Below are 25,815 nucleotides of genomic sequence, written 5' to 3'. Positions count from 1 at the left end.
GCTCGCGATGCGGGCGGACCGCCCGATTTCCTGAGAGAAGAAGAGGCGTAAAATGGCTAAGGCGAAATTCGAGCGGAACAAGCCGCACGTGAACATCGGGACCATCGGTCACGTCGACCATGGCAAGACCTCGCTCACCGCGGCGATCACCAAGGTGCTGTCGAAGCATGGTGGCGGCGAAGCCGTCGATTTCGCCAACATCGACAAGGCGCCGGAAGAGCGCGAGCGCGGCATCACCATCTCGACCGCGCACGTCGAATATGAAACCGAAGCGCGCCACTATGCGCACGTCGATTGCCCGGGCCACGCCGACTATGTGAAGAACATGATCACCGGTGCCGCGCAGATGGACGGCGCGATTCTCGTCGTTTCGGCCGCCGACGGCCCGATGCCGCAGACCAAGGAGCACATCCTGCTCGCGGCGCAGGTCGGCGTCCCGACGATGGTCGTCTTCCTCAACAAGGTCGACCAGGTCGACGATCCCGAGCTGCTCGAGCTCGTCGAGCTCGAAATCCGCGAGGAGCTTTCCAAGCGCGGCTTCGACGGCGACAACATTCCGATCGTGGCCGGTTCGGCCCTCGCGGTCCTCGAAGACCGCGACGCCAATATCGGCGACGAGAAGATCCTCGAGCTGATGAAGGCGGTCGATGACTGGATCCCGACTCCGGAGCGTCCGCTCGACAAGCCGTTCCTGATGCCGATCGAAGACGTGTTCTCGATCTCGGGCCGCGGCACCGTCGTCACCGGCCGTGTTGAACAGGGCATCGTCAAGGTCGGCGAGGAAGTCGAAATCGTCGGCATCCGCGACACTCAGAAGACCGTCGTCACCGGCGTCGAAATGTTCCGCAAGCTGCTCGACCAGGGCCAGGCCGGCGACAACATCGGCGCGCTTCTCCGCGGTGTCGGCCGTGAGGACGTCGAGCGCGGGCAGGTTCTCTGCAAGCCGGGCTCGATCACCCCGCACACCGACTTCTCGGCCGAAGTCTACGTCCTGTCGAAGGACGAGGGCGGCCGTCACACGCCGTTCTTCGCCAACTATCGTCCGCAATTCTACTTCCGCACGACCGACGTGACGGGCGAAGTGGTTCTGCCGGAAGGCACCGAGATGGTCATGCCGGGCGACAATGTGTCGCTGGGCGTGAAGCTCATCGCCCCGATCGCGATGGACCAGGGCCTCCGCTTCGCCATCCGCGAAGGCGGCCGCACCGTCGGCGCCGGCGTCGTCGGCACGATCTCGAAGTAAGCCTCGCGCTCTCGAGCGTTAGACCGAGGAAATGGGCCCGGTGCTTCACCCGAAGCACCGGGCCTTTTCTTTTGGCGGTTTCGTTCCATGCAATGGCTGCGGCTAATGTCTGTTTTCCCACACGCACAGCGGTTGACCTCATCCCCGCTCCTCTGTAGAGGCGCCTCCACAGACGGGGATTCGTTCGCGTCGCATTAAATCAGAGATGGGGTCGTCCGTTCCGGTTCGCCGGGGTCAAACGGGTATGGCCTCTTGTTTTCGGGCTGGAAACAGCTCGTCGGCTCTTTCGCATCGGTAGGGACATGGAAACGCAGAACATCCGGATTCGCCTGAAGGCTTTCGATCATCGAGTGCTCGACCAGGCGACGGGCGACATCGCCGATACGGCGCGCCGCACGGGTGCTCTTATTCGCGGACCCATTCCCATGCCGACGCGCATCGAGAAGTTCACCGTCAACCGCTCGCCCCACGTCGACAAAAAGTCGCGCGAGCAGTTTGAGGTCCGGACGTACAAGCGGCTGCTCGATATCGTGCAGCCCACGCCGCAGACGGTCGATGCTTTGATGAAGCTCGACCTCGCCGCCGGCGTCGATGTGGAGATCAAGCTGGCGTAGGCGCTGGCGCGTCGTTCCGGCGACGAAAAACGAGGATACCGCCGGAGGTTCTCTCCGGGCTGCGTCCCCGCCGTCTCGCATTTGCGAGGCATTGGCCCAGGCGGGGCACGCAAGAATTTTTGGGCTGCACGCACGCGGGGATTGGCCTCGTGTGCCTCTGTGGAGGAGTATGATCATGCGCACCGGCGTGATCGCGAAGAAGGTCGGCATGACCCGCCTGTTCCAGGCGGACGGCCGGCACGTGCCCGTCACCGTGCTTCAGCTCGACGAGCTGCAAGTCGTCGGCCGCCGCGAGGCCGATCGTGATGGGTACACCGCCGTTCAGCTCGGCGCTGGCAAGGCCAAGGCGAAGAATGTCGCCAAGCCGCAGCGCGCCGCGTTCGGCAAGGCCGAGGTCGAGCCCAAGGCGCGAGTCGCCGAATTCCGCGTCGCCGACGATGCGCTGCTTGATGTCGGGGCGGAAATCAGTGCCGAGCATTTCGTCGCCGGCCAGTTCGTCGACGTCGCCGGCGTGACGCAGGGCAAGGGCTTCGCCGGCGCCATGAAGCGCTGGAACTTCGGCGGTCTGCGCGCCACTCACGGCGTCTCGGTCTCGCACCGCTCGCACGGTTCGACCGGCAACCGCCAGGATCCGGGCCGCGTGTTCAAGAACAAAAAGATGGCGGGCCATATGGGCGCCCGCAATCGCACCCAGCAGAACCTCGAGGTCGTCCGTACGGACCCGATCCGCGGCCTGCTGTTCATCAAAGGCTCGGTTCCCGGTCACAAGGGTTCGTGGCTGACGGTCACCGACGCGATCAAGCTGCCGCGCCACGACGACGTGCCCTATCCCGCCGGCATCCTCGACAAGAAGAAGCTGAGCGAAGCCGACATCCCCGAAGCGGGCCTGGTCGATGACGCCGCCGTGCACGAAATTCCGGCGCTCCCGAGCGACGAGGAAGTCGCGGCGATCGCTGCTGAGCAGGAAGCCGGCGCGGCCGCTGCTGCGGAAGCCGCCGAGGCGGCCGAGGCTGACGCCGCCGACGCGGCCCAGGCCGAGGACAATGAGAAAGCCGCTTCGGTCGAGGAGGCTGCCAAGCCCGCCTCCGACGCCGACGAAGGCAAGGAAGGCTAAGCCATGAAGGTCAAGGTCCAAACCCTCGACGCCAAGAGTGGCGGCGACATCGAGCTCAACGACGAGATTTTCGCCGTCGAGCCGCGCGCCGACATCCTGCACCGCGTCGTCACGTGGCAGCTGGTCAACCGCCGTGCCCCCGCACGTGCAGCGCGGGAGCGCAGCGAGGTCAATCGCACCGGCAAGAAGTTTGGTCGCCAGAAGGGCGGCGGTACGGCTCGCCACGGTGATCGCCGCGCCCCGATCTTCATCGGTGGCGGCAAGGCGCACGGTCCGCGTGCCCGTATCTTCGCGTCGAGCCTGAACAAGAAGGTCCGTGCGCTCGGCCTCAAGATGGCGCTGTCGGCCAAGGCCAAGGACGGCAATCTGGTCGTGATCGACAACCTCGATCTTCCGGAAGGCAAGACCAAGGAACTGCAGAGCCGCCTCGGCAAGCTGGGTTTCGGTCAGACTGCTCTGGTCATCGACGGTGAAGCCCTGAACGTCGGCTTCGCCCGCGCGTCGTCGAACCTGTCGAGCATCAACCTGATGCCGGCGGCGGGCGCCAATGTGTACGACATCATGCGCCACGAGACGCTGGTCCTGACCCGCGCCGCGGTCGAAAAGCTGGAGGCCCGGTTCAATGGCTAAGAAGCAGCAGCAGGCGCCGGACGCGCGTCATTTCGACGTCGTGCTGAGCCCGCACATCACCGAGAAATCCACGATGCTGTCGGAGCATAATGCGGTCGTGTTCAAAGTCGCGTCGAAGGCCACCAAGCCGGAGATCAAGGCCGCGGTCGAGGCGCTGTTCGGCGTGACGGTCACTGGTGTGAACACGCTCGTGACCAAGGGCAAATCGAAGCGCTGGAAGGGGCGTCCCTATCAGCGTTCGGATGAAAAGAAGGCGATCGTCACGCTGGCCGCTGGTCAGTCGATCGACATCACCGAAGGGGCTAAGGCGTAATGGCTCTCAAGCAATATAAGCCGACCTCTCCGGCCCGTCGCGGCCTGATCCTGGTCGACAAGTCGGCGCTGTGGAAGGGCAAGCCCGTCAAGGCGCTGACCGAAGGCAAGCGCAAGACCGGCGGCCGCAACAACAAGGGCCATGTGACGTCGCGCGGAATCGCCGGCGGTCACAAGCAGAAGTATCGCATCATCGACTTCAAGCGCCGCACGTGGGACGTCGCTGCGACGGTTGAGCGGCTCGAGTACGACCCCAACCGGTCGGCGTTCATTGCGCTCGTCACCTACGAAGGCGGTGAGCAGGCCTATATCATCGCGCCGCAGCGTCTTGCCCCGGGCGACAAGGTCATCGCCGGCAAGAAGGTCGACGTGAAGCCGGGCAATGCCATGGAAATCGGCCAGATGCCGGTCGGCACGATCGTCCACAATGTCGAGATGAAGCCCGGCAAGGGTGGCCAGATCGCCCGCGCCGCCGGCACGTATGTGCAGGTTGTCGGCCGTGACCGCGGAATGGTCATCGTCAGGCTGAATTCAGGCGAGCAGCGCTACGTGCGCTCGGATTGCATGGCGACCGTTGGTGCAGTTTCGAACCCCGACAACGCCAATCAGACGCTGGCCAAGGCGGGCCGCACGCGGTGGCTGGGCAAGCGCCCGCTGACCCGCGGCGTCGCCAAGAACCCGGTCGACCACCCGCACGGCGGTGGTGAAGGCCGGACCTCGGGCGGCCGTCACCCGGTCACCCCGTGGGGCAAGCCGACCAAGGGTGCCCGCACCCGTCACAACAAGGCAACGGACAAGTTCATCATCCGCAGCCGTCACGCGAAGAAGAAGGGTTAAGCCATGGCCCGTTCCATCTGGAAAGGTCCGTTCGTCGAGCTTTCGTTGCTGAAGAAGGCGGAAGCTGCGCAGGACAATTCGAAGCGCGCGCCGATCAAGACCTGGTCGCGCCGTTCGACCATCCTGCCGCAGTTCGTCGGCCTGACCTTCAACGTCTACAACGGCCGCAAGTTCGTGCCGGTGTCGGTCAACGAAGACATGGTCGGAATGAAGCTCGGTGAATTTGCGCCGACGCGGACGTTCCACGGCCACGCCTCCGACAAGAAGGGCAAGCGCTAATGTCCAAGCCAGTCGCACCCCGCCGTGTCGGCGACAAGGAAGCGCTCGCGGTCGGCAACACGATCCGCGGGTCGGCGCGCAAGCTCAACCTCGTCGCCGGTCTCATCCGCGGCAAGAAGGTCGAACAGGCGCTCAACATCCTCAAGTTCAGCCCCAAAGGGATGAGCGAGGATGTCTACAAGGTGCTCGCGTCGGCCGTCGCCAATGCCGAGAACAATCATAATCTCGACGTCGACGCCCTCGTCGTCGCCGAGGCGAGTGTCGGCAAGTCGATCTCGATGAAGCGTTTCGCCACCCGTGCGCGCGGCCGCTCGTCGCGCATCGTCAAGCCGTTCAGCCGCATCCGCGTCGTCGTGCGCGAGCAGGAAGAAGCATAATGGGTCAGAAAACCTCTCCTGTCGGGCTGCGTTTGCAGATCAACCGTACCTGGGACAGCCGCTGGTTCGCGGAAGGCCAGGATTACGGCCGCCTGCTGCTCGAAGATCTCAAGATCCGCCGCTTCATCATCGACAAGCTGCCCCAGGCGGCGATCTCGAAGGTGGTGATCGAGCGTCCGGCCAAGACCTGCCGCATTTCCATCTATGCCGCGCGCCCGGGCGTGATCATCGGCAAGAAGGGCGCGGACATCGAGAAGCTCAAGAAAGAGCTCGGCCGCATGACGAGCTCGGAAGTGAGCCTGAACATCGTCGAGATCCGCAAGCCCGAAGTCGACGCCAAGCTCGTCGCCCAGGGCGTCGCCGACCAGCTCGAGCGTCGTATCGCCTTCCGCCGCGCCATGAAGCGCGCGGTCCAGTCAGCGCTTCGCCTCGGTGCCGAAGGCATCCGGATCACCTGTGCCGGCCGTCTCGGCGGCGCGGAAATCGCGCGCACCGAATGGTACCGCGAGGGCCGCGTTCCGCTGCACACGCTGCGCGGTAACGTCGATTATGCCGAAGCCACCGCGCACACCGCTTACGGTGTCTGCGGGGTCAAGGTGTGGGTCTTCAAGGGCGAGATTCTCGGCCATGACCCGCTCGCTCAGGACCGGCTGATGATGGAGGCTCAGACCTCCGGCGTCCGTCCGGCGCGCGAAGAACGCGGCAACCGGTAAGCGCTAAGAGGATAGTCGATCATGTTGCAGCCTAAGCGCACCAAATTCCGCAAGGCCTTCAAGGGCCGGATCCACGGCAACGCCAAGGGCGGGACCGAGCTCAACTTCGGCGCCTTCGGCCTCAAGGCGATGGAGCCCGAGCGGATCACCGCGCGCCAGATCGAAGCGGCCCGTCGCGCGATCACGCGTCACATCAAGCGTTCGGGTCGTTTGTGGATCCGCATCTTCCCGGACGTGCCCGTGTCGTCGAAGCCCGCCGAAGTCCGCATGGGCTCGGGTAAGGGCAGTCCCGAATTCTGGGTCGCCCGCGTCAAGCCGGGCCGCATCCTGTTCGAGCTCGACGGAGTCCCCGGCTATCTCGCCAAGACCGCGTTCGAGCGGGCGGCGGAGAAGCTGCCGATCAAGACCAAGGTCGTCGCCCGGCTCGGCGAGACCCTGGCGGGAGAGGAAAAGTAAGATGGCTGCCAAGAAGGCCAAGACCAAGGACGACCTGAAGGTCGCGACCGACGACCAGCTGCAGTCGCAGCTGATCGAGCTCAAGCGTGAGCAGTTCAACCTACGCTTCCAGGCCGCGACCAACCAGCTCGAGAAGCCGAGCCGGGTGCGCGAGGTGCGCCGCACCATCGCCCGCATCCGCACGCTTCAGCACCAGCGCACCAAGTCGCAAGCCGCCGGCGCGTAAGGAGATATAGGAACATGCCCAAGCGCGTCCTCACCGGCACCGTGGTGTCCGACAAGGGTGACAAGACCGTCGTGGTCCGCGTCGAGCGGCGGGTGAAGCACCCGCTGTACGGCAAGATCATCAAGCTCTCGAAGAAGTATCACGCCCATGACGATGGCAACGCCTACAAGGCGGGCGAGCAGGTGCGCATCCAGGAATGCGCCCCGATTTCGAAGCTGAAGTCGTGGGAAGTCGTCGAGCGGATCGGCGCGGCCAAGGCGGTCGCGGTCGAGATCGCCGAGCCGGACCTCACCCCCGATGCCCCGGCCAAGCCGGCGGCAACGGACGAAGCCGACAAGAAGACCGCCAAGAAGTCGACGAAGAAGGCCAAGGCCGACGACGTCGTCGAAGCGGACGCCTGAGCAAGTTTAGATAGAGGGTAGGGTCGAACAATGATCCAGATGCAGTCCAACCTGGACGTCGCTGACAACAGCGGGGCCAAGCGCGTCCAGTGCATCAAGGTGCTGGGCGGCTCCAAGCGCCGCGTTGCCGGCGTTGGCGACATCATCGTCGTCAGCGTCAAGGAAGCCGCGCCGCGCGGCCGCGTGAAGAAGGGTGACGTGCATCGCGCGGTCATCGTCCGTACGGCCAAGGATATCCGCCGTCCCGACGGTTCGGTGATCCGGTTCGATTCCAACGCCGCTGTGCTGGTCAACAAGAACGAGGAGCCGATCGGCACCCGTATCTTCGGCCCGGTGGTGCGCGAACTTCGCGCCCGCAAGCACATGAAGATCATCAGCCTTGCACCGGAGGTGTTGTAACCATGGCTGCCGCTAAGATCCGCAAGGGCGACCGCGTCGTCGTCCTGTCGGGCAAGGACAAGGGCAAGACGGGTGAAGTCATCCGCTCGATGCCCAAGGAAATGAAGGTCGTCGTGTCGGGCGTGAACGTCCACGCGCGCCATCGCAAGCCGTCGCAGGTCAACCCGCAAGGGGGGATCGAGCGCAAGGAAGCACCGCTTCACGTGTCCAACGTTGCCATTGCCGACCCCAAGTCGGGCAAGGCGACCCGCGTCCGCTTTGAAGAGCGTGACGGCAAGAAGGTCCGTGTCGCCGCCAAGTCTGGAGAGCTGATCCATGGCTGATAAGGAAAAGAAGGCCCCGGAAGCCGATAGCGCGGTCGATACCGCGGCTGCGGAGGCGCCGGCTGCCGAGAAGAAGGCCGGCAAGGCGAAGCAGGATTCGTCCTACACGCCGCGCCTCAAGGCCGATTATGAAACTCGCATCGTCAAGGCGATGACCGAGAAGTTCGGCTACAAGAACCGTCTCGAGGTTCCCAGGCTCGAAAAGATCGTCATCAACATGGGCGTTGGCGAAGCGACCCAGGACAAGAAGAAGGTCGAGACCGCGGCTGCCGAAATGCAGCAGATCTCGGGCCAGAAGCCCGTGATCACCAAGGCCAAGAAGTCGATCGCCCAGTTCAAGCTGCGCGAAGGCATGCCGATCGGCTGCAAGGTCACCCTGCGCCGCGACCGCATGTTCGAATTCCTGGACCGGCTGGTCACGATCGCGCTGCCGCGCGTTCGCGACTTCCGCGGGCTCAACCCTAAGTCGTTCGACGGCCGTGGCAATTACGCCATGGGCCTCAAGGAACAGATCATCTTCCCCGAGATCAACTACGATCAGATCGACAAGGTCCGGGGCATGGATGTGATCGTCACCACCACCGCGAAGACGGATGAAGAAGCGCGCGAACTGCTGCGCCTGTTCAACTTTCCGTTCCCCGTGGAAGCAGAGGAAAAGCAGGCCGCCTAAGGGCGTGCCTGCGATGAGGAGAAGAACTTAAGTCATGGCGAAACTGAGTTCGATCAATAAGAACGAGCGGCGCAAGAAGCTCGTTCAGAAGCACGCGGCGAAGTACGCGAAGCTGAAGGCGGTCGCGGACGACAAGTCGGCGGACGATACCGAGCGGCTGATCGCGCGGCTGAAGATGGCGGAGATTCCCCGCAACGGGAATCCGACGCGCGTCCGCAACCGCTGTGAGCTGACCGGCCGCAGCCGCGCATATTACCGCAAGTTCCGTCTGTCGCGGATCATGCTTCGGGAACTGGCCAACAAGGGCCTGATCCCCGGCGTGACCAAGTCGAGCTGGTAGGGGCAAGTTTATGGCAATGACCGATCCCCTGGGCGATATGCTCACCCGCATCCGCAACGGCCAGTCGGCGAAGAAGGATTCGATCCTGACGCCGGCGTCGAAGCTGCGCGCCAACGTGCTCGATGTGCTTCAGCGCGAAGGCTATATCCGCGGCTATACGGAAGAAGAGCTGGCCGGCCAGAAGGGCCTTCGCATCGAGCTCAAATATTTTGAAGGGCAGCCCGCGATCCATCATCTGGCGCGCGTGTCGAAGCCCGGTCGCCGTGTCTATTCGGCCGCCAAGGAGCTGCCGCACATCCGCAACGGCCTCGGCACGATCATCGTGTCGACCCCGCGAGGCGTGCTGTCGGACGCCGAGGCGCGCGAGCAGAATGTCGGCGGCGAAGTGCTGGCGGAGGTATTCTAATGTCCCGTATCGGAAAACGCCCGGTGCCGCTGCCTCAGGGCGTGACGGCCACCACCGAAGGGCAAATCCTGTCGGTGAAGGGGCCCAAGGGCACCCTTCAGCTGCAGATGCGCGACGAAATCGCCTATGAAATCGGCGACGACGGCATCCTCGTGAAGCCGGCCAACAAGACCAAGGAAGCGCGCGCCTTCTGGGGCATGCAGCGGACGCTGGTCGACAATCTCGTCGTCGGCGTCACCGAGGGCTTCACCAAGGTGCTGGAAATCACCGGCGTCGGCTATCGCGCCCAGGCCCAGGGTAAGAACCTGCGCTTGCAGCTCGGCTACAGCCACGACGTCAACTTCCCGGTGCCGGACGGCGTCGAGGTCAAGACCCCCGACCAGAATACGGTCGAGATCAGCGGCATCGACAAGCAAAAGGTCGGCCAGGTCGCGGCCGAAATCCGCCGGTGGCGTAAGCCCGAGCCGTACAAGGGCAAGGGCATCAAGTATCGCGGCGAGTACATCTTCCGCAAAGAAGGCAAGAAGAAGTAAGCCATGGCCAACCTCTCCCTCTTCGATCGCCGCCGCCGCCGAGTCCGGACCGCGCTTCGTGCGCGTTCCTCGGGCAAGCCGCGGCTGTCCGTCCATCGTTCGGGCCGGCACATCTACGCGCAGGTCATTGACGACGCCGCGGGGAAGACCCTCGCTGCGGCTTCGACCCTCGACAAGAATCTCAAGGGCAAGACCGGTGCGACCCGTGACGGGGCTGCCGCCGTCGGCAAGGCACTGGCCGAGCGGGCGAAGAAGGCCGGCGTGTCGAGCGTCGTGTTCGATCGTGGCGGCTTTCTGTTCCATGGCCGGGTGAAGGCCCTCGCCGAAGCTGCGCGCGAAGGCGGACTGGAGTTTTAAGAATGCAAGACGAAACGCAGACCAAGGACGCCGGCACCGAAACGGCCGAAACCGCGGCTCCGGCTGCTGCCGAGCAGGTGCAGGCCGAACAGCCGGTCCAGGCCGAAGAGCCGCGTGGACGCGGTCCGCGCGGTCCTCGTGGGCCCGGCGGCGGGCGTGGCCGTGGCGGCGGTGATCGTGGCGGCCGCGGCCGTCGTGACGATCGCCGTGGCGGCCGTGGCGGCGACGACGATGGCGGTGAGGAGCTGATCGAAAAGCTCGTTCACATCAATCGCGTGTCCAAGACCGTGAAGGGCGGCAAGCGCTTCGGCTTTGCCGCGCTCGTCGTGGTCGGCGACGGCAAGGGCCGCGCCGGCTTCGGTCACGGCAAGGCGCGTGAAGTGCCGGAAGCGATCAGTAAGGCGACCGCCGCGGCGAAGAAGGCGATGATCCGCGTTCCGCTGCGCGACGGCCGCACGCTGCACCATGACGGCCTTGGCCATTTCGGCGCGGGCCGAGTGACGATCCGCACGGCGCCGGCGGGGACCGGAATCATCGCCGGCGGCCCGATGCGCGCGATTTTCGAAAGCCTTGGCGTCCACGACGTGGTCACCAAGTCGGTCGGGACATCCAACCCCTACAATATGATCCGCGCGACCTTCGAGGCCTTGAAGGATCAGACCAGCCCGCGCGCGGTTGCGCAGCGGCGCGGCAAGAAGGTCGCCGACCTGCTCGGCCGCGGCGGCGCCAGCGTTGCCGAAGCCGAGGCTCAGGCCGAAGCGACGGTGGAGTAAGAGTGATGGCCCAGGAAAAAGCCAAGACGATCAAGATCACGCAGACCGGTTCGCCCATCCGCCGCGACAAGACGCAGCGCGCGACGCTCGTCGGTCTCGGCCTCAACAAGCTGCACCGCACGGTGGAGGTGGAGGCCACATCCGAAGTTATGGGGCAGGTGCGTAAGGTAGCGCACCTGTTGACCGTCGAGGGAGCTTAGTGCCCTATTTCCGATGCCTGATCCGGGGGACAATTTCCCGGGGCAGGTGGAGGGCGCCCGGCAACTGCTTGGCTTTTACACCACGCGAGTTGTGGAGGCGCAGGACAAGGAACATGCGGAGCAAGTCGCGCTCGACCTGCTCCGCGGGGATGAAAGGCTGCAGTCACTGAAGCCGAATTCGTCCCCAGACGATCCGCCAGCATCGCTCCACTTTGAGGAGATCGAGCCGGCGAATGAGCTCGAAGACGGTGAGGTCCAAGCTGGCTTCACATTCTTTGAAATGGAATAGCGCGACAAAAGCGAAAGCGAGTGCACGAACATGAAACTGAACGAACTCAAGGACAATGATGGCGCCCGCAAGGGCCGGATGCGCGTCGGCCGCGGTATCGGCTCGGGCAAGGGCAAGACCGCGGGCCGTGGCTACAAGGGCGCCAAGTCGCGCTCGGGCGTCAGCATCGCCGGCTTCGAAGGCGGCCAGATGCCGCTCCACATGCGCATCCCGAAGCGCGGCTTCAACAACATCTTCGCGCGCGATTATGCTGAGGTGAACCTGGGCGCGATCCAGAAGATGATCGACGCCGGCAAGCTCGACGCCAAGGGCACGCTCGACCATGACGCGCTCAAGGCTGCCGGCCTGGCGCGCGGCGGCAAGGACGGCGTTCGCGTGCTCGGCAAGGGCGAGCTCAAGGCCAAGCTGAACCTCAAGGTCGCCGGCGCGTCGAAGGGCGCGCGCGAAGCGATCGAAAAGGCCGGCGGTTCGGTCGAAATCATCGAGCGCAAGAATCCGGCGGAACTCGCCGCGGCCAAGAAGGGCAAGGTCCGCGAAGCGCGCCTGGCCGGCCAGTCCGCGAAGGGCGCGAAGGCCTGAAGACCGTCATTGCGAGGAGCGCAACGACGAAGCAATCCAACAGCGCAAACGTCTGGATTGCTTCGCTGCGCTCGCAATGACGGCATTGCGGCTTATATGAGCCGCAGAGCCTAGGGGATCACGAACACATGGCATCCGCAGCCGAACAACTTGCCTCCAGCATCAGCTTTTCAAGCTTCTCCAAGGCGACCGAGCTCAAGAAACGGCTGTGGTTCACGCTCGGCGCGCTGATCCTCTTCCGCTTGCTGTCGTTTATCCCCGTGCCGGGCATCGATCCGGCCGCGATGCAATCGCTTTACCAGACGCAAAGCGGCGGCATCCTTGACGTCTTCAACACCTTTTCCGGCGGCGCGCTCGAACGTTTCTCGATCATCGCGCTTGGCGTCATGCCCTACATCACGGCGTCGATCGTCGTGCAGCTCGGCGCCACGCTCTACGGACCGTGGCAGGCGCTGCGCAAGGAAGGCGAAACGGGGCGCAAGAAGCTCAACCAATATACCCGCTACCTGACCGTCGCGATCACGCTCGTGCAGGGCTATCTGGCGGTGCGCGGCCTCGAAACCCAGTCGGTCCGGCAAGGCATCCAGGCGGTGGTCATGCCGGGCACCCTGTTCGTCGTTGCTGGCACCATCAGCTTGGTCGGCGGCACCATGTTCTTGATGTGGATCGGTGAGCAGATCACCAGCCGCGGGATTGGCAATGGCGTGTCGCTGATCATCATGGCCGGGATCGTCGCCGGCCTGCCGCAGGGCATTGCGCAGCTCCTCGAAGGGGGGCGAACGGGGTCCCTTAGCGCCACCTTCATCGTCGGCCTCGTCGTGCTTGCGGCCGTGCTCGTCCTCTTCATCTGCTTTGTCGAACGCGCCCAGCGGCGCGTGTTGATCCAATATCCCAAGCGCCAGACCGCACGGGGGATGCAGCAGGAGCGCTCGCACCTGCCGATCAAGCTCAATACCGCGGGCGTCATCCCGCCGATCTTCGCCTCGTCGCTCCTGCTTATGCCGCTGACGGTGCTGCAATGGGCCGGCAGCAGCGCCTCGCCCGATGGCGGCGCCGGCGACTGGCTGATCACGGCCAGCAGCTATCTGCAAAACGGGTCGCCGGTCTATCTGACGCTGTACGGCCTCGGCATTGCCTTCTTCTGCTTCTTTTACACCGCGGTGCAGTTCAACAGCGAGGAAACTGCCGAGAATCTGAAGCGCCACGGCGGCTTCATCCCCGGCATCCGCCCGGGCAAGGCGACCGAGGAATATTTCGACTATCTCCTCAATCGCATCACGGTTGTCGGTGCCGCTTATCTGGTGCTGATCTGCCTCATTCCGGAAATCCTGCTGACCCAGTCCGGGCTGGCGCTGGCGCTCGGGGGCACCAGCCTGCTCATCGTCGTCAACGTGACGATGGATACCGTCAGCCAGATACAGAGCCACTTGATCGCACACCAATATGGCGACCTGATCAAGAAGGCGAAGCTCAAGACTTCGCCGCGCCGGCGCTAGCGGCTTCTCAAAACCGCTCATCCTGAGTAGCGATTGAGCCTGTCATAGCCGCGTATCGAAGGACAGTTATGCTCAATATCATCCTGCTGGGCCCGCCGGGCGCCGGAAAGGGCACGCAGGCGGCGCGCCTACAGGCAAACCGGGGCATGGTTCAGCTGTCGACGGGGGACATGCTTCGCCAGGCGGTCGCCAACGGCACGCCCGTCGGCCTCAAGGCCAAGGCGGTAATGGAGAAAGGCGAACTGGTCAGCGACGCCATCGTCAGCGCCCTGATCGGCGAGCATCTCGACGGCTCATCGCAAAGCGGCGCGATCTTCGATGGCTTCCCCCGTACCAAGCACCAGGCGGAAGCGCTTGAGATCCTGCTTGCCGAGCGGGGTCGGACCCTCGACCATGTCATCGAGCTGGCGGTCGACGAGGAGGCGCTGGTCACGCGCATCTGCGGTCGCTTCACCTGCGGCCGCTGCGGCGCCCCCTATCACGACGAATTCAAGCGCCCCCGGGTCGAAAATGTCTGCGACGTGTGCGGCTCCACCGACTTCAAACGGCGGCCCGACGACAATGAACAGACCGTGCGCACGCGCATGGCCGAATATCGCGCCAAGACCGCACCGATCCTGCCCTATTACGACGAACGCGGGCTCGTCCGTCGCATCGACGGCATGGCGTCTGTGGAAGACGTCGCGGCGCAAATCGACGCCATTCTGGACGGCCCGGCCTGATCGCGCCATCTTCTCCGCAAAAGGGGGGACTCATGCGCTATCTTGCGGGCTTGGCCATGCTCGTCGCCACTCCGGCCTCGGCCGACGTGGTCGGCGCGTCGAGCAATGGCTTCGAACTCGCCTACACGGTCAACCTGACGGTCAAACCGGATGTCGCTTATAGCGCTTTCGCCAACGTGCCCGCGTGGTGGAACGCCGATCACACTTACAGCGGCGACTCAAAAAACCTCAGCCTGGCCCTCAACCCCGGCGGCTGCTTTTGCGAGCGTTTCCCCAAGGGCGGCGGGATCGAGCATATGCGCGTCACTTATGTCGATCCCGGTAAGCGGATCGTCATGACCGGCTCGCTCGGCCCCTTGCTCTATGACGCGACCAGCGGAGTCATGGACATTCAGGTGAAGTCGCAAGCGGGCGGGTCGCAACTGACGCTCAATTACCGCGCCGCCGGTTTTGCCAAGGGCAACGCCGCCGCCAGCGCGCCGCTCGTGGACAAGGTGCTTGCCGATCAGCTGCGGCGCTACCGCGCCTTCGCCGTTTCCCGCCCGCGGACCTAGGCGCGCTCCAGCGTGACGAAGCGATAAGGCGGCTGGCCCTCCTTGGCCGGATGATCCTCGCACTCCACCTCCCGCCATCCGCCGCTATCGCGCGGGTCGGGCATGACCGTGTCGCCCGCAACGTCGGCCAACACCTCGGTCAGCTCGATCCGGTCTGCTAGCGGCAGGAACAGCGCGAAAATCTCCGCGCCGCCAATCACGGAAATGGGTTCGCCCTCGGCTAACGCGACCGCCTCTTCAACCGTGCGCGCGGTATCCGCGCCCGGCGCGCTCCACGCCGGGTCGCGGGTCAGGACGACGTGCCGGCGGCCTGGCAGCAGCCCCGGCAGGCTGTCGAACGTCTTTCGCCCCATGACCATCACGCTGCCCATCGTCAGCCGCTTGAAGCGCTTCAAATCCTCCGACAAGTGCCACGGCAATTTGCCGTCGCGGCCGATGACGCCATTCCGGGCGCGCGCAACGACGATGGTGATCGCCCCGCTCATGCGCGCGTTGCGGCGGTCATCAAATAGGTGCGCTTGCCGCTGACAAAGGCGTCGAACTTGGTGCTGCCTTCCATCGCCGTGTAGTTGTCCAGGCTCTTGCCCAGCAGCAGGCGGATCGGCAGCGGCGCGTGGCGGCGCACCACCTCCCGCCGGCGCGGCGTGTCCGCGCGGCAGGCGTCGATGACGTTGGCGGTGATGTCGTCAAACTCCGCCGCAAACCCCGCAGCGGCCAGGTCGGCCTTCATCTGCGCCACCTGCGCGGTCTTGAAGCTATCGGTGTAGAGGAAGATTCCGTCCCGCTTGAGCACGCGCGCCACCTCACGGAAAAAGCGCGGGCGGTCGCCATAATCGTTCGATGCCTCGACGTTCAGCACCACGTCGAAGTTTGCGTCGGGGAACGGCAGGTCGAGCGCACTCCCCTCGACGAAATCCATGTTGGGCTTGTCGTATGAGCTGCGGCAGAAGGCCACCGCGCTCGCCGCGACGTCGAGGCCCGTGGCCCGGATCTTGCAGCCCGCGGCCTCGACCAGGGCGTTGAGCCCGCCGCCACGCCCGCAGCTCACCTCGAGCAAGCGCAGGTCATCGCTCAGCGCGCGCTTTGCCGTCAGCCGCTTCAGCATCTCGCGATACATCTGGTGCTGGAAGCGTTGCGGATGGTCGCCATCGGCAGGCGAGAACCCGTAATTGTTCGTCGCGGTCTCACCCCAGTCGATGGCGTAGAAGCGATTCCACAAGGCGGGCCGGTTGCCGTGGTCGGCGCGAGCACGCTGCAGCCGTTTCCGTGCGATATGCGTCGATCCCGCGGCAATGCCTGCGGCCGCAGCGGCCACGCCCAATCCCAACAACCATCCCGCCACTGCATATTCCCCTTGCTGCCTTGCGTTTGACCGGAACCGCCGCCGATGCCAAGTCCGCCGATCCGCGCTAAAGGACGGTCGATGAGCCGCGAGCGCCGAGCCGAAATGATCGCCGAGGTCGAGCGTCGCCTCGGCCCCAAGGCGGTCCTGACCGATCCCGCCGACCTCGCGCCCTGGCTAAGCGACTGGCGTGGGCGTGTGCACGGCCAGTCCGACGCGCTTCTCGCGCCCGGCAGCACCGCCGAGGTGGCGGAGATCGTGCGGCTGGCCGGCGAGTATCGCGTCCCGCTCGTCCCCCAGGGCGGAAATACTGGCATGGCCGCCGGCGCCACCCCGCCCGCCGACGGCAGCGCGCTTCTGCTCTCGCTCCGCCGCATGAGCCGCATCCGCACGATGGACTCCGCCAGTCGCACGGCGATCGCCGAAGCCGGCGTCATCCTCGAAACGCTGCACGACCGCGCCGGCGAAATCGGCATGCGCTTCCCATTGACGCTGGGCGCACGCGGCAGTTGCACCATTGGCGGGCTCGTCTCGACCAATGCCGGGGGAACGCAGGTACTGCGCTTCGGCACGATGCGCGCGCTGGTCGCGGGGGTCGAAGCCGTCCTGCCGGACGGCTCGATCCATGACGGCCTGTCGGGCCTCAAGAAGGACAATCGCGGCTACAGCCTCGATCAATTGCTGATCGGCGCCGAAGGGACGCTCGGCATCGTCACCGCCGCCGCACTTCGGCTCGTCCCCGCCGTCGCCGCACGCACCGTTGCCTGGGCGGGGGTCGAAAGCCCCGTGCAAGCGCTGGCGCTGCTGCGCTTCCTCGAAGCCCGCACCGGCGCGGTCGAGGGGTTTGAGTTGGTGCCGCAGGATTCGCTCGACCTCGTTCTCAAGCACGTCCCCGGCACCCGCCCTCCGCTTGATGGCGCCCACGCCTGGCATGCCTTGGTCGAGGCGACGACCGCCGACCGGCAACACGACCTTGCCGGGGAGGTCGAGCGTCTGTTCGCCGCCGCTGTCGACCAGGGCATCATCGGCGACGCCGTCATCGCCGCGAACGAGGCACAGGCCGAGGCGCTGTGGAAGATCCGCGACACCATCTCCGAGGCCGAGCGCGCCGAGGGCCTGACGCTCGCGCACGACATCTCGGTGCCCGTCGATGCCATGCCGGGTTTCATCCTACACGCCGCGGCTGAGGTCGAGGCGGCTTATCCCGGCACCGTCGCCAGCGGCTTCGGCCACCTCGGCGACGGCAACATCCACTTCCACGTCCGCGCCGGCGCCCGCACCGCGGGCGATTGGTACGACGCCGAAGGCAAGGCGATCACGCGCCTGGTCGACGACCTCGTCACCGCCGCGGGCGGGTCGATCTCCGCCGAGCACGGCATCGGCCAGCTTAAGCGCGAGGAACTCGCCCGCCTCGCGCCCCCCGGACGCATTGCCGCCCTGCGCGCGATCAAGCGGGGGCTCGACCCGCTCGGCATCATGAACCCGGGGAAGCTGGTCCCTTAGGCCGGCCGGGCCGGGGCGCGGAGTAAATCCGCGCCGTCGGTCCTGTCGCGCTCCGGCGCGCAGGCCGTCCGGCTTTCCGCATCTCTCGCGCAGCTTTCGCTGCGCTCGGTGCTGCAAGCTTGGCGCGCCCGGCAGGATTCGAACCTGCGGCCTCATGCTTAGAAGGCACGTGCTCTATCCAACTGAGCTACGGGCGCGCGTCTATGCCGGACTAACGCCAATTGACCCGCGAGTGAACCGCGCTAGCCTTCGGGCCATGGCGGGGGCCGATCTGCAGCATGTCGAAGCGCAGGACGTGGCGCACCGCCGCTTCCGCTATTTCGACTTCGTCATGGCTGCGTTCGTCACCGTGCTGGTGCTGTCGAACGTCATTGGCGCGGGCAAGGTGGCGACCATCACTTTGCCTGGCATCGGCGCCTGGCCGTTCGGCGCGGGCATCCTGTTCTTCCCCATCTCCTACGTCATCGGCGATATCCTGACCGAGGTGTACGGCTTCGCCCGCGCCCGCCGCGTGATCTGGACGGGCTTCGCCGCGCTGCTGTTCCTGGCGTTCATGAGCTGGGTCGTCGTCAATCTGCCGCCAGACCCCAGCTGGACCAACCAGCCCGCCTATGAAGCAATCTTCGGGCAGGTGCCGCGCATCGTCTCCGCCTCGATGCTCGCCTTCTGGGCCGGCGAATTCGTCAACAGCGTCGTGCTCGCCCGGATGAAGGTCTGGACGCAGGGCAAGCACTTGTGGACGCGCACGATCGGTTCGACGGTGGCCGGGCAGGGGGTCGACAGTTTGATCTTCTACCCTCTCGCTTTCTGGGGTGCGAGCGGCTGGACGACCGATCTGGTGCTCAAGGTGATGCTCACGCAATGGGCGCTCAAGATTGCATGGGAAGTCATCCTGACGCCGGTCACCTACGCCGTCGTCGGCTGGCTCAAACGCCGCGAAGGCTTTGACGTGTACGACCGTGAGACCGCCTTCACGCCGTTCGCGGTCGGTCCGTGAGCCCGCTCCAAACGTCCAAGCTGATAATCGTCGATCAGCTCGGCATCGCCAAGGATGCGCTGCACGTTTACGTCGGCCTGACCTTGTTCTTGACCAGCGCGGCGCTGCTGCGGTGGCCCCTGAGCAGCTGGCGGCCGTGGCTGGTGGCGCTCGCCGGGGCGCTTGCGGGCGAAGCCTGGGACTTGCGCGACAGCTTGGTCTACGACTCGCCGATCCGGCTGGCCGCCAACCTCAAGGATGTGATCAACACCATCATCTGGCCGACCGTGCTGATGCTGCTTGCCCGCCACACGGCGATGCTCAGGCGGCATTAGCGGCCGCGTCAGGCCGAAACCGTCCCCAGCAAGCCTTCGAACAGCCGCCGGCCGTCCGTCCCGCCATGTGCGGGTTCGATCACGCGCTCGGGGTGGGGCATCAGGCCCAGGACATTGCCCGCATCGTTGAGGATGCCCGCGATCTGCCGCGCTGATCCATTGACCTGGTCGAGGTAGCGGAACGCCACGCGCCCTTCGCCTTCCAGGCGGTCAAGTGTTGCCGTGTCGGCCTGGTAATTCCCGTCGTGGTGCGCGACGGGCAACGTGACCTGCTCGCCCGCATCATATTGCGCCGTGAACAGGCTCTGGCTGTTCTCGACCTTGAGCGGCACCGGACGGCAGACGAAATTTAGACCCGCGTTGCGCATCAGTGCGCCCGGCAGAAGCCCCGCTTCTGTCAGCACTTGGAAGCCGTTGCAGATGCCGATCACCGGCACGCCGCGCGCGGCGGCATCCTTGACCGCGCCCATGATCGGCGACCGCGCCGCCATCGCGCCCGACCGCAGATAGTCGCCATAGGAAAAGCCGCCGGGCACGCCGATGAAGTCGACGCCTTGCGGAAGCGCGGTCTCGCGGTGCCAGACCATCTCGGGCTTGGCGCCGGTGACCTGCTCCAATGCGACGGCAAGGTCGCGGTCGCAATTGGATCCAGGGAAGACGATGACGGCGGTTTTCATGGCTCTCGCTCTACGCACCAAATATGCGGGAAATTTGGCAGCCTATGCGGTCGCAAGTCTCTCGATGCGGAAATTCTCGATCACCGTATTGGCCAGCAGCTTGCGGCACATCTCCTCGATTGCCGCATCGTCAGTGCCGTCGGCGAGATCGAGCTCGATCAGCTTGCCCGCCCGCACGTCGTTGACGCCGGCGAAGCCAAGCCCCTCCAACGCATGGTGGATGGCCTTGCCCTGCGGGTCGAGAACCCCGGGCTTCAAGGTGACGAAAACGCGCGCTTTCATGGGCCTGCCTGTCGAGATTGCGGAGGTGCCGCCCCTATGGCGGCGACGCTTGCAAGCAGCAAGCTTTACCATCTGTTTACCTTCGCGGGCGCATTCTTGCCGCAAAGCCGGACGAGTGGCGGGGGAGGGTTCGCATGGTTGTCGGGATCGCGATTGCGATGTTCATCGCCCTGTTCGGGTGGGGCGCCGGCTATTTCGGCTGGAGCGATCCGCAGGGCAAGGTCCAGCTGGCGCTCGCCACCAGCTTCATCCTCGGCATCATCGGCGGCTTCAAATCGCGCGGCGAATAGCCGGGGTAATCAATAACCGCTGAGCGCCGCGACTCGCCCGCGGTGATAATGCACATCGCCGAACAGTTCGCCGAGCGTCGCGGTGCGTTTCATGAACAGGCCGATATCATGCTCGTCGGTCATGCCGATGCCGCCGTGCATTTGCACGCCTTCGCGGGTGGCGAGCAGTGCGACGTCCGCCGCCTTGGCCTTGGCCACCGACACGAAAAGTTCGGCGCGCGCATCGCCTGAATCGATCAGCGCCGCGGCCTTGAAAGCGGCGGCGCGGGCGATCTCGATTTCGCCATAGAGATGAGCGGCGCGGTGCTGAAGCGCCTGGAATTCACCGATCAGCCGCCCGAATTGTTTGCGCTGCTTGAGGTAGTCGATGGTGAGCGCGGTCGCGCCCGCCGCCACCCCGACCAGCTCCGCCGCCGCGCCCGCCTGCCCCGCGGCAAGCGCGCGAGCGAGGGGCGCCCAGCCGCCATCGACCTCGCCGATCACCGCATCGGCATCGACCGCGACATTGTCGTACCGGAACCGCGCCGCCTTCGAGCTGTCGACCAAGGCGACATTTTCGACCTCCAGTGCGTTGCGCGGCACCGCGAACAAGGTCAGCCCGCCTGCGTCGCCGGGCTGTCCGCTGGTGCGCGCGGCGGTGACGATCATGTCCGCCGAACCGCCCTGCACGACGAACTGCTTGGTGCCGTTTAGCAGAAAGCCGTTGCCCTGCCGCTCAGCCTTGAGTGCAACCCCTTCGGGCGCATGGCGCGGCCCTTCGTCGATCGCCAGCGCCAGCACCGCCTCGCCCGCCAGCAACCGCGGATACCACGCCTCGCCGTGCGCGCTCCCCTCGATTGCGCGCGCCGCCACCACGCCCGACATCAGGAACGGCGATGGCGTCAAATTGCGCCCGATCTCCTCGAGCACCAGCGCCGCCTCGGTCGCGCCCAGTCCAAGCCCGCCGTGGCTTTCTGGAATGGCGATCCCGGTCAGCCCAAGCGCGCCGAACTGCTTCCACAAATCGTGCCCGAAGCCGTCCTTACACCCCGTGTCGCGCCAGTGGCGCAACTGCTTGGCCGGCCCGCCTTCGTCGCGCAGGAAGGACGCCGCGGTCTCCTGCAGCATCTTCTGGTCGTCGTTCAGCAAGGCCATTCGAAAACTTCCGTTCGTCCTGAGCTTGTCGAAGGGCGTCGGCTCGACCGCCCGTGCTGCGCGCTTCGACTTCGCTCAGCACGAACGAGGTGGGCGCTTAGGTGCCCGGCAACTGCAAAATATGCTTGGCGACGATATTCAGCTGCACCTCGCTCGTCCCCCCTCGATTGAATTGCCTTTCGACCGTAGCCAGTCGCGCGGCGCGGCGCCGTTCTTCGACCGCCCGCTGTCCCACTCGAGCGCGTCCGACCCGCCCGCCGCCATCACCAATTCGTTGCGGCGCTTGTTGAGCTCGGTGCCGGCATATTTCATCATCGACGGGCTTGCCGGATGCGCCTCGCCCGCCTTCCACATCTTTGCGAAGCGCTCGGCCATCGTGCCGAACGCGAGGGCATCGACATCGAACGCGGCAATCTCGGCACGCAGCAGCGCATCGGCCGGCTTCAGCGCCGCGCCCAGCGACCGCGCCGTCCCCCCGCTCAGCCCCCCGCCAAGCCCCATGCCCGCAATCATCTCGCGTTCGTGGCCGAGCAGATATTTGGCGACGTTCCAACCCTTGTTCACCTCGCCGACGATCTGGTCCTTGGGCACCGTCACATCGTCGAAAAAAGTCTCGCAGAAAGGCGAGCTGCCGCTGATCAGCAGGATCGGCTTAGTCGATACGCCCGGGCTCGCCATGTCGAACAACAGGAAGCTGATCCCGCCCTGCTTGCTCTCGCTGCTTGTGCGCACCAGGCAGAAGATCCAGTCGGCCTTGTCGGCATAGCTGGTCCAAACCTTTTGCCCGTTGACCAGCCAATGATCGCCCTTGTCTTCGGCCTTGGTCTGCAAGCCCGCCAGGTCGCTGCCCGCGCCCGGTTCCGAATAGCCTTGGCACCAGCGGATCTCGCCGCGCGCGATCTGCGGCAAATAGTGGCGCTTCTGCTCCTCACTGCCGAACGCCAGCAGCGCGGGCCCGAGCATCGAAATGCCGAAGCTGGTCAGCGGCGACCGCGCCCCCAATCGCGCCATCTCCTGCTTGAGGATGCGGTTCTCGTCCGCCGACAGCCCGCCGCCGCCATAATCCTTAGGCCAGTCGGGAACCGTCCAGCCGCGCCCAGCCATTGCTTCGAGCCACGCGCGCTGCGCATCGGATTCGAAGGTCCAGTTGCGCCCGCCCCAGCAAAGATCGTCCTCGGAACGGATCGGGGTGCGCATCTCCGCTGGGCAATTGGCTTCGAGCCACGCCCGTGTCTCGCTTCGGAACGTCTCGAGATCACCGTTCATGCGGGCTGCCCCCGGCTATCGGCTGCTCCGGCAACGATTGCAGCCGTTCGGTTAGGATATGACCAAGCTGCTTGGCAAAGTCGGTGAACATCGCGACGATCTCCTCGTCGCTGACTTTGCGCGGCGCGTGGTCGATCGCGCACAGGGTGCCGAAGAAAGACCCGTCGTCGAGATAGACGGGGAAGGAGCAATAGCTTTTGAACCCGTAGATTACCGGCACGGGATGACGCGACCATTTGATGTCGTCGCTGGCGTCGTCGATCACCACCGCTTCGCCATGATCGCGAATTTCGTCGCAGATCGTCTCGTGAATTTTCAGCTCGTCGCCGGGATTGAGCCCGAAGCTAATCCGGTCCTCGACCTGGCAGGCGATCCAGCGATGGTGGGTGACGTGCGCGACGGCGGCAAAGCCCATGCCGGTGACCGCACAAACCTCGTTCAGCATCTCCCGAACACGCGCGTCGTCGCTTAAGGCGACACATAGGTTGGTAAGGTCGGGCGCGGTCATCCGGTCCAAGTGTCAACAATTTCGCGGCGGATGCAATCACGGCCTTTAGCTCGCATCACTCTGCGCCGGCCGAGCCACTTGCAAGCCTGTCAGCAGCGGCCTAGCCACCGCGCCCGAATGCACCTGAGTCCGCTCATCCTGAGTAGGGATTGAACGCAGCGAAAGCCCGTATCGAAGGACGCACCATGACTGAAGTTCTCGACACCCCCGCCACCACCAGCCCGATTTCGACCCGCAAGCATGGCGATGTGCTGATCGTGCTGTCGAACAGCCCGCCGGTGAACGCGCTCGGCCACGCGGTGCGCGAAGGCCTCGTCGCCGCGATCGAGCAGGCGCAGGGTGACGACAGCGTCAAGGCGGTGGTCATCGCCTGCGAAGGCCAGACCTTCTTCGCCGGCGCGGACGTCAGTGAATTCGGCACGCCCAAGGCGTTCGCGCAGCCGATGCTGCCGCAGGTCGTCGACATCATCGAAAACAGCACCAAGCCGGTGGTCGCCGCGGTCCACGGCACCGCGCTCGGCGGCGGCTGCGAAGTCGCGCTCGCCTGCCATTATCGAGTCGCCGTCCCGACCGCCAAATTCGGCACGCCCGAAGTGAAGCTCGGCCTTCTCCCGGGTGCCGGCGGGACGCAGCGTTTGCCGCGCGTCGTCGGCGTCAAAAAGGCGCTTGAAATGTGCGCCACCGGCAATCCGATCGGCGCCAAGGCTGCGTTCGACTGTGGGCTCGTCGACCGGCTGATCGAAGGCGATCTCATCCCGCACGCCGTCGCTTATGCCGAGGAAGTGCGGGACGTGACGCCGCTGCCCAAATCGTCCGAGCGGCAGGACCGGATCGCCGATACCGATCCGGGCGTGTTCGATGCGTTTCGCAAGGATCACGGCCGCAAGTTCCGCGGCTTCGACGCGCCCGAAGCCAACATCCAGGCGGTCAAGGTCGCGACCGAAAAACCCTATGCCGAAGGCGTGCTCGACGAACGCAAATTGTTCATGGAGCTGATGAGCGGGACGCAGGCCAAGGCGCAGCAATATTTCTTCTTTTCCGAACGCAAGGCGGCCAAGATCGACGGCCTCCCCGATGACACGCGCCCGCGCTCGATCCAGAAGGTCGGCGTCATCGGCGCCGGCACCATGGGCGGCGGCATTTCGATGAACTTCCTGTCCGCCGGCATCCCCGTGACCATCGTCGAAATGGCGCAGGACGCGCTCGACCGCGGTACCGGCGTGATGCGCAAGAATTACGAAGCGACCGCGGCCAAGGGCCGCATGACGGCCGATCAGGTCGAACAGGCGATGGGCCTGCTCACGCCCAAGCTTGAGCTCGAAGCGCTCGCCGACTGCGACCTCATCATCGAGGCGGTCTATGAGAATATGGACGTAAAAAAGGAGATCTTCGGCAAGCTCGACACGATCGCCAAGCCCGGCGCGATCCTTGCCTCCAACACCTCCTACCTCAACATCGACGAAATCGCCGCCAGCACCTCGCGCCCCGGCGACGTTGTCGGCATGCATTTCTTCTCCCCCGCCAACATCATGAAGCTGCTGGAGGTCGTGCGCGGCGCGAAGACGGCGCCGGACGTGCTGGTCACTGTCATGGGCCTCGCCAAGAAGATCAAGAAGGTCGCGGTGGTCGCGGGCGTGTGCCACGGCTTCATCGGCAATCGCATGCTGATGCCGCGCCAGGTCGAAGCGACCAAGCTGCTCCTCGAAGGCGCGTCGCCCGAACAGATCGATCGCGTCCATGTCGAATTCGGCATGCCGATGGGTCCATTCCAGATGGCCGATCTTGCTGGCGTCGACATCGGCTGGCACCGCGACCCCAGCCGCATCGAAAATGTCCGCGACGCGCTATGCGCGATCGACCGCTGGGGCCAGAAGAAGGGCGCGGGCTTCTACGATTATGACGACAAGCGCCGCCCCTCACCGTCGCCCAAGGTGCAGCAGATCATCGAAGATTTCGCCGCCAAGGAAGGCGTCGAGCGCCGCGAGATCTCCGACCAGGAAATCATCGAGCGCACGCTCTACACGATGGTCAACGAAGGCGCGAAGATCCTCGAAGAAGGCATGGCCCAGCGCGCGTCGGACATCGATGTTGTGTGGGTCTATGGCTACGGCTGGCCGGTCTATCGCGGGGGCCCGATGTTCTGGGCCGATACCGAAGGTCTGCCCAAGATCGTCGAGGGCCTGAAGCGCCAGGAGCAGCGCATGGGCAGCGACTTCAGCTTCTCCCAGCTCCTCCTCGACAAGGCCGAGCGCGGGGAGAAGTTCACGCGCTAAGCGCGCGGCCTCAGCGACACGAAGGTCGTCGCGGCCAAGATGCTGACGATCACAGCGAGCTGCGCGCCGGATGCGGCGCCGACTACGCCGGCGACCGCTGCGAAGATGGTCATCACGACATTGGTGGCGACCGTCATCCAGCGCAGATCGCGAATAATCGCGCCGTGCGCGCGGTTGAGCAGGTTCAGCGCGCCGGTCAGGATGAGAAGCAGGCCACCGCTCGCGAACCATAGAGCGCGGCTGTTCAGCTCGTCGAATAGCTGGGTCGTCGCGCCGAGATGCACGACGCCGATGAGCATGATGAGAAACGCCAGGCCCAGATAGAGGCGATGCATAGGCGACAGGATACCACGCCCGTCGGCCGGCGTCCCCACTTGGCCGTCCGG

At 65.1% G+C, this 25,815-nt stretch carries 36 protein-coding genes, 1 tRNA gene and 3 pseudogenes; 31 read left to right on the top strand and 9 right to left on the bottom strand.

Annotation, left to right across the window (positions count from 1 at the left end; genetic code table 11):
* The first annotated feature begins 52 nt into the window (after positions 1 to 52).
* The 26 genes and pseudogenes from tuf to H9L13_RS11485 all read left to right on the top strand — a co-directional run bounded on the left by tuf (position 53) and on the right by H9L13_RS11485 (position 14,843).
* On the top strand, positions 53 to 1,243 hold the full coding sequence (gene tuf / locus H9L13_RS11610; RefSeq protein WP_187537832.1) for an elongation factor Tu: 1,191 nt from the start codon (positions 53 to 55) through the stop codon (positions 1,241 to 1,243).
* 302 nt (positions 1,244 to 1,545) lie between these two features.
* Positions 1,546 to 1,857, top strand: a complete 312-nt coding sequence (gene rpsJ / locus H9L13_RS11605; RefSeq protein ID WP_187480673.1) for a 30S ribosomal protein S10 — start codon at positions 1,546 to 1,548, stop codon at positions 1,855 to 1,857.
* A gap of 175 nt (positions 1,858 to 2,032) precedes the next feature.
* Positions 2,033 to 2,698 (top strand): annotated as a pseudogene (gene rplC, locus H9L13_RS11600) (50S ribosomal protein L3); the annotation flags it as partial.
* 276 nt (positions 2,699 to 2,974) lie between these two features.
* Complete coding sequence (rplD, locus tag H9L13_RS11595; protein ID WP_187537830.1) at positions 2,975 to 3,601, top strand: 50S ribosomal protein L4; 627 nt, start codon at positions 2,975 to 2,977, stop codon at positions 3,599 to 3,601.
* Positions 3,594 to 3,914: a 50S ribosomal protein L23 gene (locus tag H9L13_RS11590; protein WP_187537829.1), complete on the top strand. Its 321-nt coding sequence runs from the start codon at positions 3,594 to 3,596 to the stop codon at positions 3,912 to 3,914. Before rplD ends, H9L13_RS11590 begins: the two co-directional genes overlap by 8 nt.
* Positions 3,914 to 4,750, top strand: a complete 837-nt coding sequence (rplB, locus tag H9L13_RS11585) for a 50S ribosomal protein L2 (protein ID WP_187537828.1) — start codon at positions 3,914 to 3,916, stop codon at positions 4,748 to 4,750. The genes H9L13_RS11590 and rplB overlap by 1 nt, the downstream gene beginning before the upstream one ends.
* Positions 4,751 to 4,753: 3 nt before the next feature.
* Positions 4,754 to 5,029, top strand: coding sequence for a 30S ribosomal protein S19 (gene rpsS / locus H9L13_RS11580; RefSeq protein ID WP_187537827.1), 276 nt, complete (start codon positions 4,754 to 4,756; stop codon positions 5,027 to 5,029).
* Positions 5,029 to 5,406: a 50S ribosomal protein L22 gene (gene rplV / locus H9L13_RS11575; RefSeq protein WP_187537826.1), complete on the top strand. Its 378-nt coding sequence runs from the start codon at positions 5,029 to 5,031 to the stop codon at positions 5,404 to 5,406. The genes rpsS and rplV overlap by 1 nt, the downstream gene beginning before the upstream one ends.
* On the top strand, positions 5,406 to 6,119 hold the full coding sequence (rpsC, locus tag H9L13_RS11570) for a 30S ribosomal protein S3 (protein WP_187537825.1): 714 nt from the start codon (positions 5,406 to 5,408) through the stop codon (positions 6,117 to 6,119). The genes rplV and rpsC overlap by 1 nt, the downstream gene beginning before the upstream one ends.
* Positions 6,120 to 6,140: 21 nt before the next feature.
* The gene (gene rplP / locus H9L13_RS11565) at positions 6,141 to 6,575 is read left to right on the top strand and encodes a 50S ribosomal protein L16 (protein WP_187537824.1); all 435 of its coding nucleotides are present in this window, start codon (positions 6,141 to 6,143) and stop codon (positions 6,573 to 6,575) included.
* A 1-nt stretch (position 6,576) separates the two neighbouring features.
* Complete coding sequence (gene rpmC, locus H9L13_RS11560) at positions 6,577 to 6,801, top strand: 50S ribosomal protein L29 (protein ID WP_187537823.1); 225 nt, start codon at positions 6,577 to 6,579, stop codon at positions 6,799 to 6,801.
* Between the two features lie 14 nt (positions 6,802 to 6,815).
* Positions 6,816 to 7,061 (top strand): annotated as a pseudogene (rpsQ, locus tag H9L13_RS12860) (30S ribosomal protein S17); the annotation flags it as partial.
* Between the two features lie 171 nt (positions 7,062 to 7,232).
* Positions 7,233 to 7,601, top strand: a complete 369-nt coding sequence (rplN, locus tag H9L13_RS11550) for a 50S ribosomal protein L14 (RefSeq protein WP_126718414.1) — start codon at positions 7,233 to 7,235, stop codon at positions 7,599 to 7,601.
* A 2-nt stretch (positions 7,602 to 7,603) separates the two neighbouring features.
* Complete coding sequence (gene rplX / locus H9L13_RS11545) at positions 7,604 to 7,924, top strand: 50S ribosomal protein L24 (RefSeq protein WP_187537821.1); 321 nt, start codon at positions 7,604 to 7,606, stop codon at positions 7,922 to 7,924.
* Between the two features lie 151 nt (positions 7,925 to 8,075).
* Entirely contained in the window at positions 8,076 to 8,594 is a 519-nt protein-coding gene (rplE, locus tag H9L13_RS11540; protein WP_235091344.1) for a 50S ribosomal protein L5, read from the top strand.
* Between the two features lie 34 nt (positions 8,595 to 8,628).
* Positions 8,629 to 8,934: a 30S ribosomal protein S14 gene (rpsN, locus tag H9L13_RS11535; RefSeq protein WP_187537819.1), complete on the top strand. Its 306-nt coding sequence runs from the start codon at positions 8,629 to 8,631 to the stop codon at positions 8,932 to 8,934.
* A 10-nt stretch (positions 8,935 to 8,944) separates the two neighbouring features.
* Positions 8,945 to 9,340 (top strand): 30S ribosomal protein S8, encoded by a 396-nt coding sequence (gene rpsH / locus H9L13_RS11530; RefSeq protein ID WP_187537818.1) that lies wholly within the window; start codon positions 8,945 to 8,947, stop codon positions 9,338 to 9,340.
* On the top strand, positions 9,340 to 9,873 hold the full coding sequence (gene rplF, locus H9L13_RS11525; RefSeq protein WP_187537817.1) for a 50S ribosomal protein L6: 534 nt from the start codon (positions 9,340 to 9,342) through the stop codon (positions 9,871 to 9,873). The genes rpsH and rplF overlap by 1 nt, the downstream gene beginning before the upstream one ends.
* Positions 9,874 to 9,876: 3 nt before the next feature.
* On the top strand, positions 9,877 to 10,230 hold the full coding sequence (gene rplR, locus H9L13_RS11520; RefSeq protein WP_187537816.1) for a 50S ribosomal protein L18: 354 nt from the start codon (positions 9,877 to 9,879) through the stop codon (positions 10,228 to 10,230).
* Between the two features lie 2 nt (positions 10,231 to 10,232).
* Positions 10,233 to 11,003: a 30S ribosomal protein S5 gene (rpsE, locus tag H9L13_RS11515; RefSeq protein ID WP_235090971.1), complete on the top strand. Its 771-nt coding sequence runs from the start codon at positions 10,233 to 10,235 to the stop codon at positions 11,001 to 11,003.
* A 5-nt stretch (positions 11,004 to 11,008) separates the two neighbouring features.
* Entirely contained in the window at positions 11,009 to 11,203 is a 195-nt protein-coding gene (gene rpmD, locus H9L13_RS11510) for a 50S ribosomal protein L30 (protein WP_187537815.1), read from the top strand.
* A gap of 13 nt (positions 11,204 to 11,216) precedes the next feature.
* On the top strand, positions 11,217 to 11,492 hold the full coding sequence (locus tag H9L13_RS11505) for a hypothetical protein (RefSeq protein ID WP_187537814.1): 276 nt from the start codon (positions 11,217 to 11,219) through the stop codon (positions 11,490 to 11,492).
* A 30-nt stretch (positions 11,493 to 11,522) separates the two neighbouring features.
* The gene (gene rplO / locus H9L13_RS11500) at positions 11,523 to 12,071 is read left to right on the top strand and encodes a 50S ribosomal protein L15 (RefSeq protein ID WP_187537813.1); all 549 of its coding nucleotides are present in this window, start codon (positions 11,523 to 11,525) and stop codon (positions 12,069 to 12,071) included.
* Positions 12,072 to 12,199: 128 nt separating this feature from the next.
* Positions 12,200 to 13,567, top strand: a complete 1,368-nt coding sequence (gene secY, locus H9L13_RS11495; RefSeq protein ID WP_187537812.1) for a preprotein translocase subunit SecY — start codon at positions 12,200 to 12,202, stop codon at positions 13,565 to 13,567.
* 68 nt (positions 13,568 to 13,635) lie between these two features.
* Positions 13,636 to 14,289 (top strand): adenylate kinase, encoded by a 654-nt coding sequence (locus tag H9L13_RS11490; RefSeq protein ID WP_187537811.1) that lies wholly within the window; start codon positions 13,636 to 13,638, stop codon positions 14,287 to 14,289.
* Positions 14,290 to 14,321: 32 nt separating this feature from the next.
* Positions 14,322 to 14,843, top strand: coding sequence for an SRPBCC family protein (locus H9L13_RS11485; protein WP_187537810.1), 522 nt, complete (start codon positions 14,322 to 14,324; stop codon positions 14,841 to 14,843).
* Here the strand turns inward: H9L13_RS11485 and H9L13_RS11480 are convergent.
* Together H9L13_RS11480 and H9L13_RS11475 are read right to left on the bottom strand one after the other, a co-directional pair.
* Positions 14,840 to 15,328, bottom strand: coding sequence for a dihydrofolate reductase (locus tag H9L13_RS11480; protein ID WP_187537809.1), 489 nt, complete (start codon positions 15,326 to 15,328; stop codon positions 14,840 to 14,842). The two genes, H9L13_RS11485 and H9L13_RS11480, sit on opposite strands and share 4 nt — an antisense overlap.
* A complete protein-coding gene (locus tag H9L13_RS11475; RefSeq protein ID WP_187537808.1) occupies positions 15,325 to 16,185 on the bottom strand; it encodes a class I SAM-dependent methyltransferase in 861 nt (286 codons plus the stop codon). Before H9L13_RS11475 ends, H9L13_RS11480 begins: the two co-directional genes overlap by 4 nt.
* Positions 16,186 to 16,266: 81 nt before the next feature.
* Between H9L13_RS11475 and H9L13_RS11470 the strand changes: the two genes are divergently transcribed.
* Positions 16,267 to 17,688 (top strand): FAD-binding oxidoreductase, encoded by a 1,422-nt coding sequence (locus tag H9L13_RS11470; protein WP_235090967.1) that lies wholly within the window; start codon positions 16,267 to 16,269, stop codon positions 17,686 to 17,688.
* A 120-nt stretch (positions 17,689 to 17,808) separates the two neighbouring features.
* On the opposite strand, the gene H9L13_RS11465 is transcribed toward H9L13_RS11470, so the two are convergent.
* Positions 17,809 to 17,885 (bottom strand) — tRNA-Arg (locus H9L13_RS11465).
* Positions 17,886 to 17,944: 59 nt separating this feature from the next.
* Between H9L13_RS11465 and H9L13_RS11460 the strand changes: the two genes are divergently transcribed.
* Positions 17,945 to 18,685, top strand: coding sequence for a queuosine precursor transporter (locus H9L13_RS11460; RefSeq protein WP_187537807.1), 741 nt, complete (start codon positions 17,945 to 17,947; stop codon positions 18,683 to 18,685).
* Positions 18,682 to 18,999 carry a hypothetical protein gene (locus tag H9L13_RS11455; RefSeq protein ID WP_223176454.1) on the top strand — a complete coding sequence of 106 codons (318 nt, stop codon included), beginning with the start codon at positions 18,682 to 18,684 and terminating at the stop codon, positions 18,997 to 18,999. The genes H9L13_RS11460 and H9L13_RS11455 overlap by 4 nt, the downstream gene beginning before the upstream one ends.
* 8 nt (positions 19,000 to 19,007) lie before the next feature.
* Here H9L13_RS11455 and purQ read toward each other — a convergent pair whose 3' ends face one another.
* Together purQ and purS are read right to left on the bottom strand one after the other, a co-directional pair.
* Positions 19,008 to 19,676 carry a phosphoribosylformylglycinamidine synthase subunit PurQ gene (gene purQ, locus H9L13_RS11450; protein ID WP_187537806.1) on the bottom strand — a complete coding sequence of 223 codons (669 nt, stop codon included), beginning with the start codon at positions 19,674 to 19,676 and terminating at the stop codon, positions 19,008 to 19,010.
* 42 nt (positions 19,677 to 19,718) lie between these two features.
* Positions 19,719 to 19,958 carry a phosphoribosylformylglycinamidine synthase subunit PurS gene (purS, locus tag H9L13_RS11445; RefSeq protein WP_187537805.1) on the bottom strand — a complete coding sequence of 80 codons (240 nt, stop codon included), beginning with the start codon at positions 19,956 to 19,958 and terminating at the stop codon, positions 19,719 to 19,721.
* A 134-nt stretch (positions 19,959 to 20,092) separates the two neighbouring features.
* Between purS and H9L13_RS11440 the strand changes: the two genes are divergently transcribed.
* Complete coding sequence (locus H9L13_RS11440; RefSeq protein WP_187537804.1) at positions 20,093 to 20,248, top strand: hypothetical protein; 156 nt, start codon at positions 20,093 to 20,095, stop codon at positions 20,246 to 20,248.
* A gap of 9 nt (positions 20,249 to 20,257) precedes the next feature.
* Here the strand turns inward: H9L13_RS11440 and H9L13_RS11435 are convergent, their stop codons facing one another.
* The 3 genes and pseudogenes from H9L13_RS11435 to H9L13_RS11425 all read right to left on the bottom strand — a co-directional run bounded on the left by H9L13_RS11435 (position 20,258) and on the right by H9L13_RS11425 (position 23,156).
* Positions 20,258 to 21,382 (bottom strand): acyl-CoA dehydrogenase family protein, encoded by a 1,125-nt coding sequence (locus tag H9L13_RS11435; protein WP_187537803.1) that lies wholly within the window; start codon positions 21,380 to 21,382, stop codon positions 20,258 to 20,260.
* A 97-nt stretch (positions 21,383 to 21,479) separates the two neighbouring features.
* Positions 21,480 to 22,648: pseudogene (locus tag H9L13_RS11430) on the bottom strand (acyl-CoA dehydrogenase family protein).
* Positions 22,638 to 23,156: a GAF domain-containing protein gene (locus H9L13_RS11425; RefSeq protein ID WP_187540387.1), complete on the bottom strand. Its 519-nt coding sequence runs from the start codon at positions 23,154 to 23,156 to the stop codon at positions 22,638 to 22,640. The pseudogene H9L13_RS11430 and the gene H9L13_RS11425 overlap by 11 nt, the downstream one beginning before the upstream one ends.
* 185 nt (positions 23,157 to 23,341) lie before the next feature.
* On the opposite strand from H9L13_RS11425, the gene H9L13_RS11420 reads away from it, so the two are divergent.
* Positions 23,342 to 25,429 (top strand): 3-hydroxyacyl-CoA dehydrogenase NAD-binding domain-containing protein, encoded by a 2,088-nt coding sequence (locus H9L13_RS11420; protein ID WP_187537802.1) that lies wholly within the window; start codon positions 23,342 to 23,344, stop codon positions 25,427 to 25,429.
* Here the strand turns inward: H9L13_RS11420 and H9L13_RS11415 are convergent.
* Positions 25,426 to 25,803 (bottom strand): hypothetical protein, encoded by a 378-nt coding sequence (locus tag H9L13_RS11415; RefSeq protein WP_223176453.1) that lies wholly within the window; start codon positions 25,801 to 25,803, stop codon positions 25,426 to 25,428. The genes H9L13_RS11420 and H9L13_RS11415 overlap by 4 nt on opposite strands.
* Positions 25,804 to 25,815 lie beyond the last annotated feature (12 nt).

Source organism: Sphingomonas lutea (assembly GCF_014396785.1).
Lineage (GTDB): Bacteria > Pseudomonadota > Alphaproteobacteria > Sphingomonadales > Sphingomonadaceae > Sphingomicrobium > Sphingomicrobium luteum.
The sequence above is the reverse complement of the archived record's forward strand: the minus strand, read 5'-3'. Positions and strand labels throughout refer to the sequence as shown.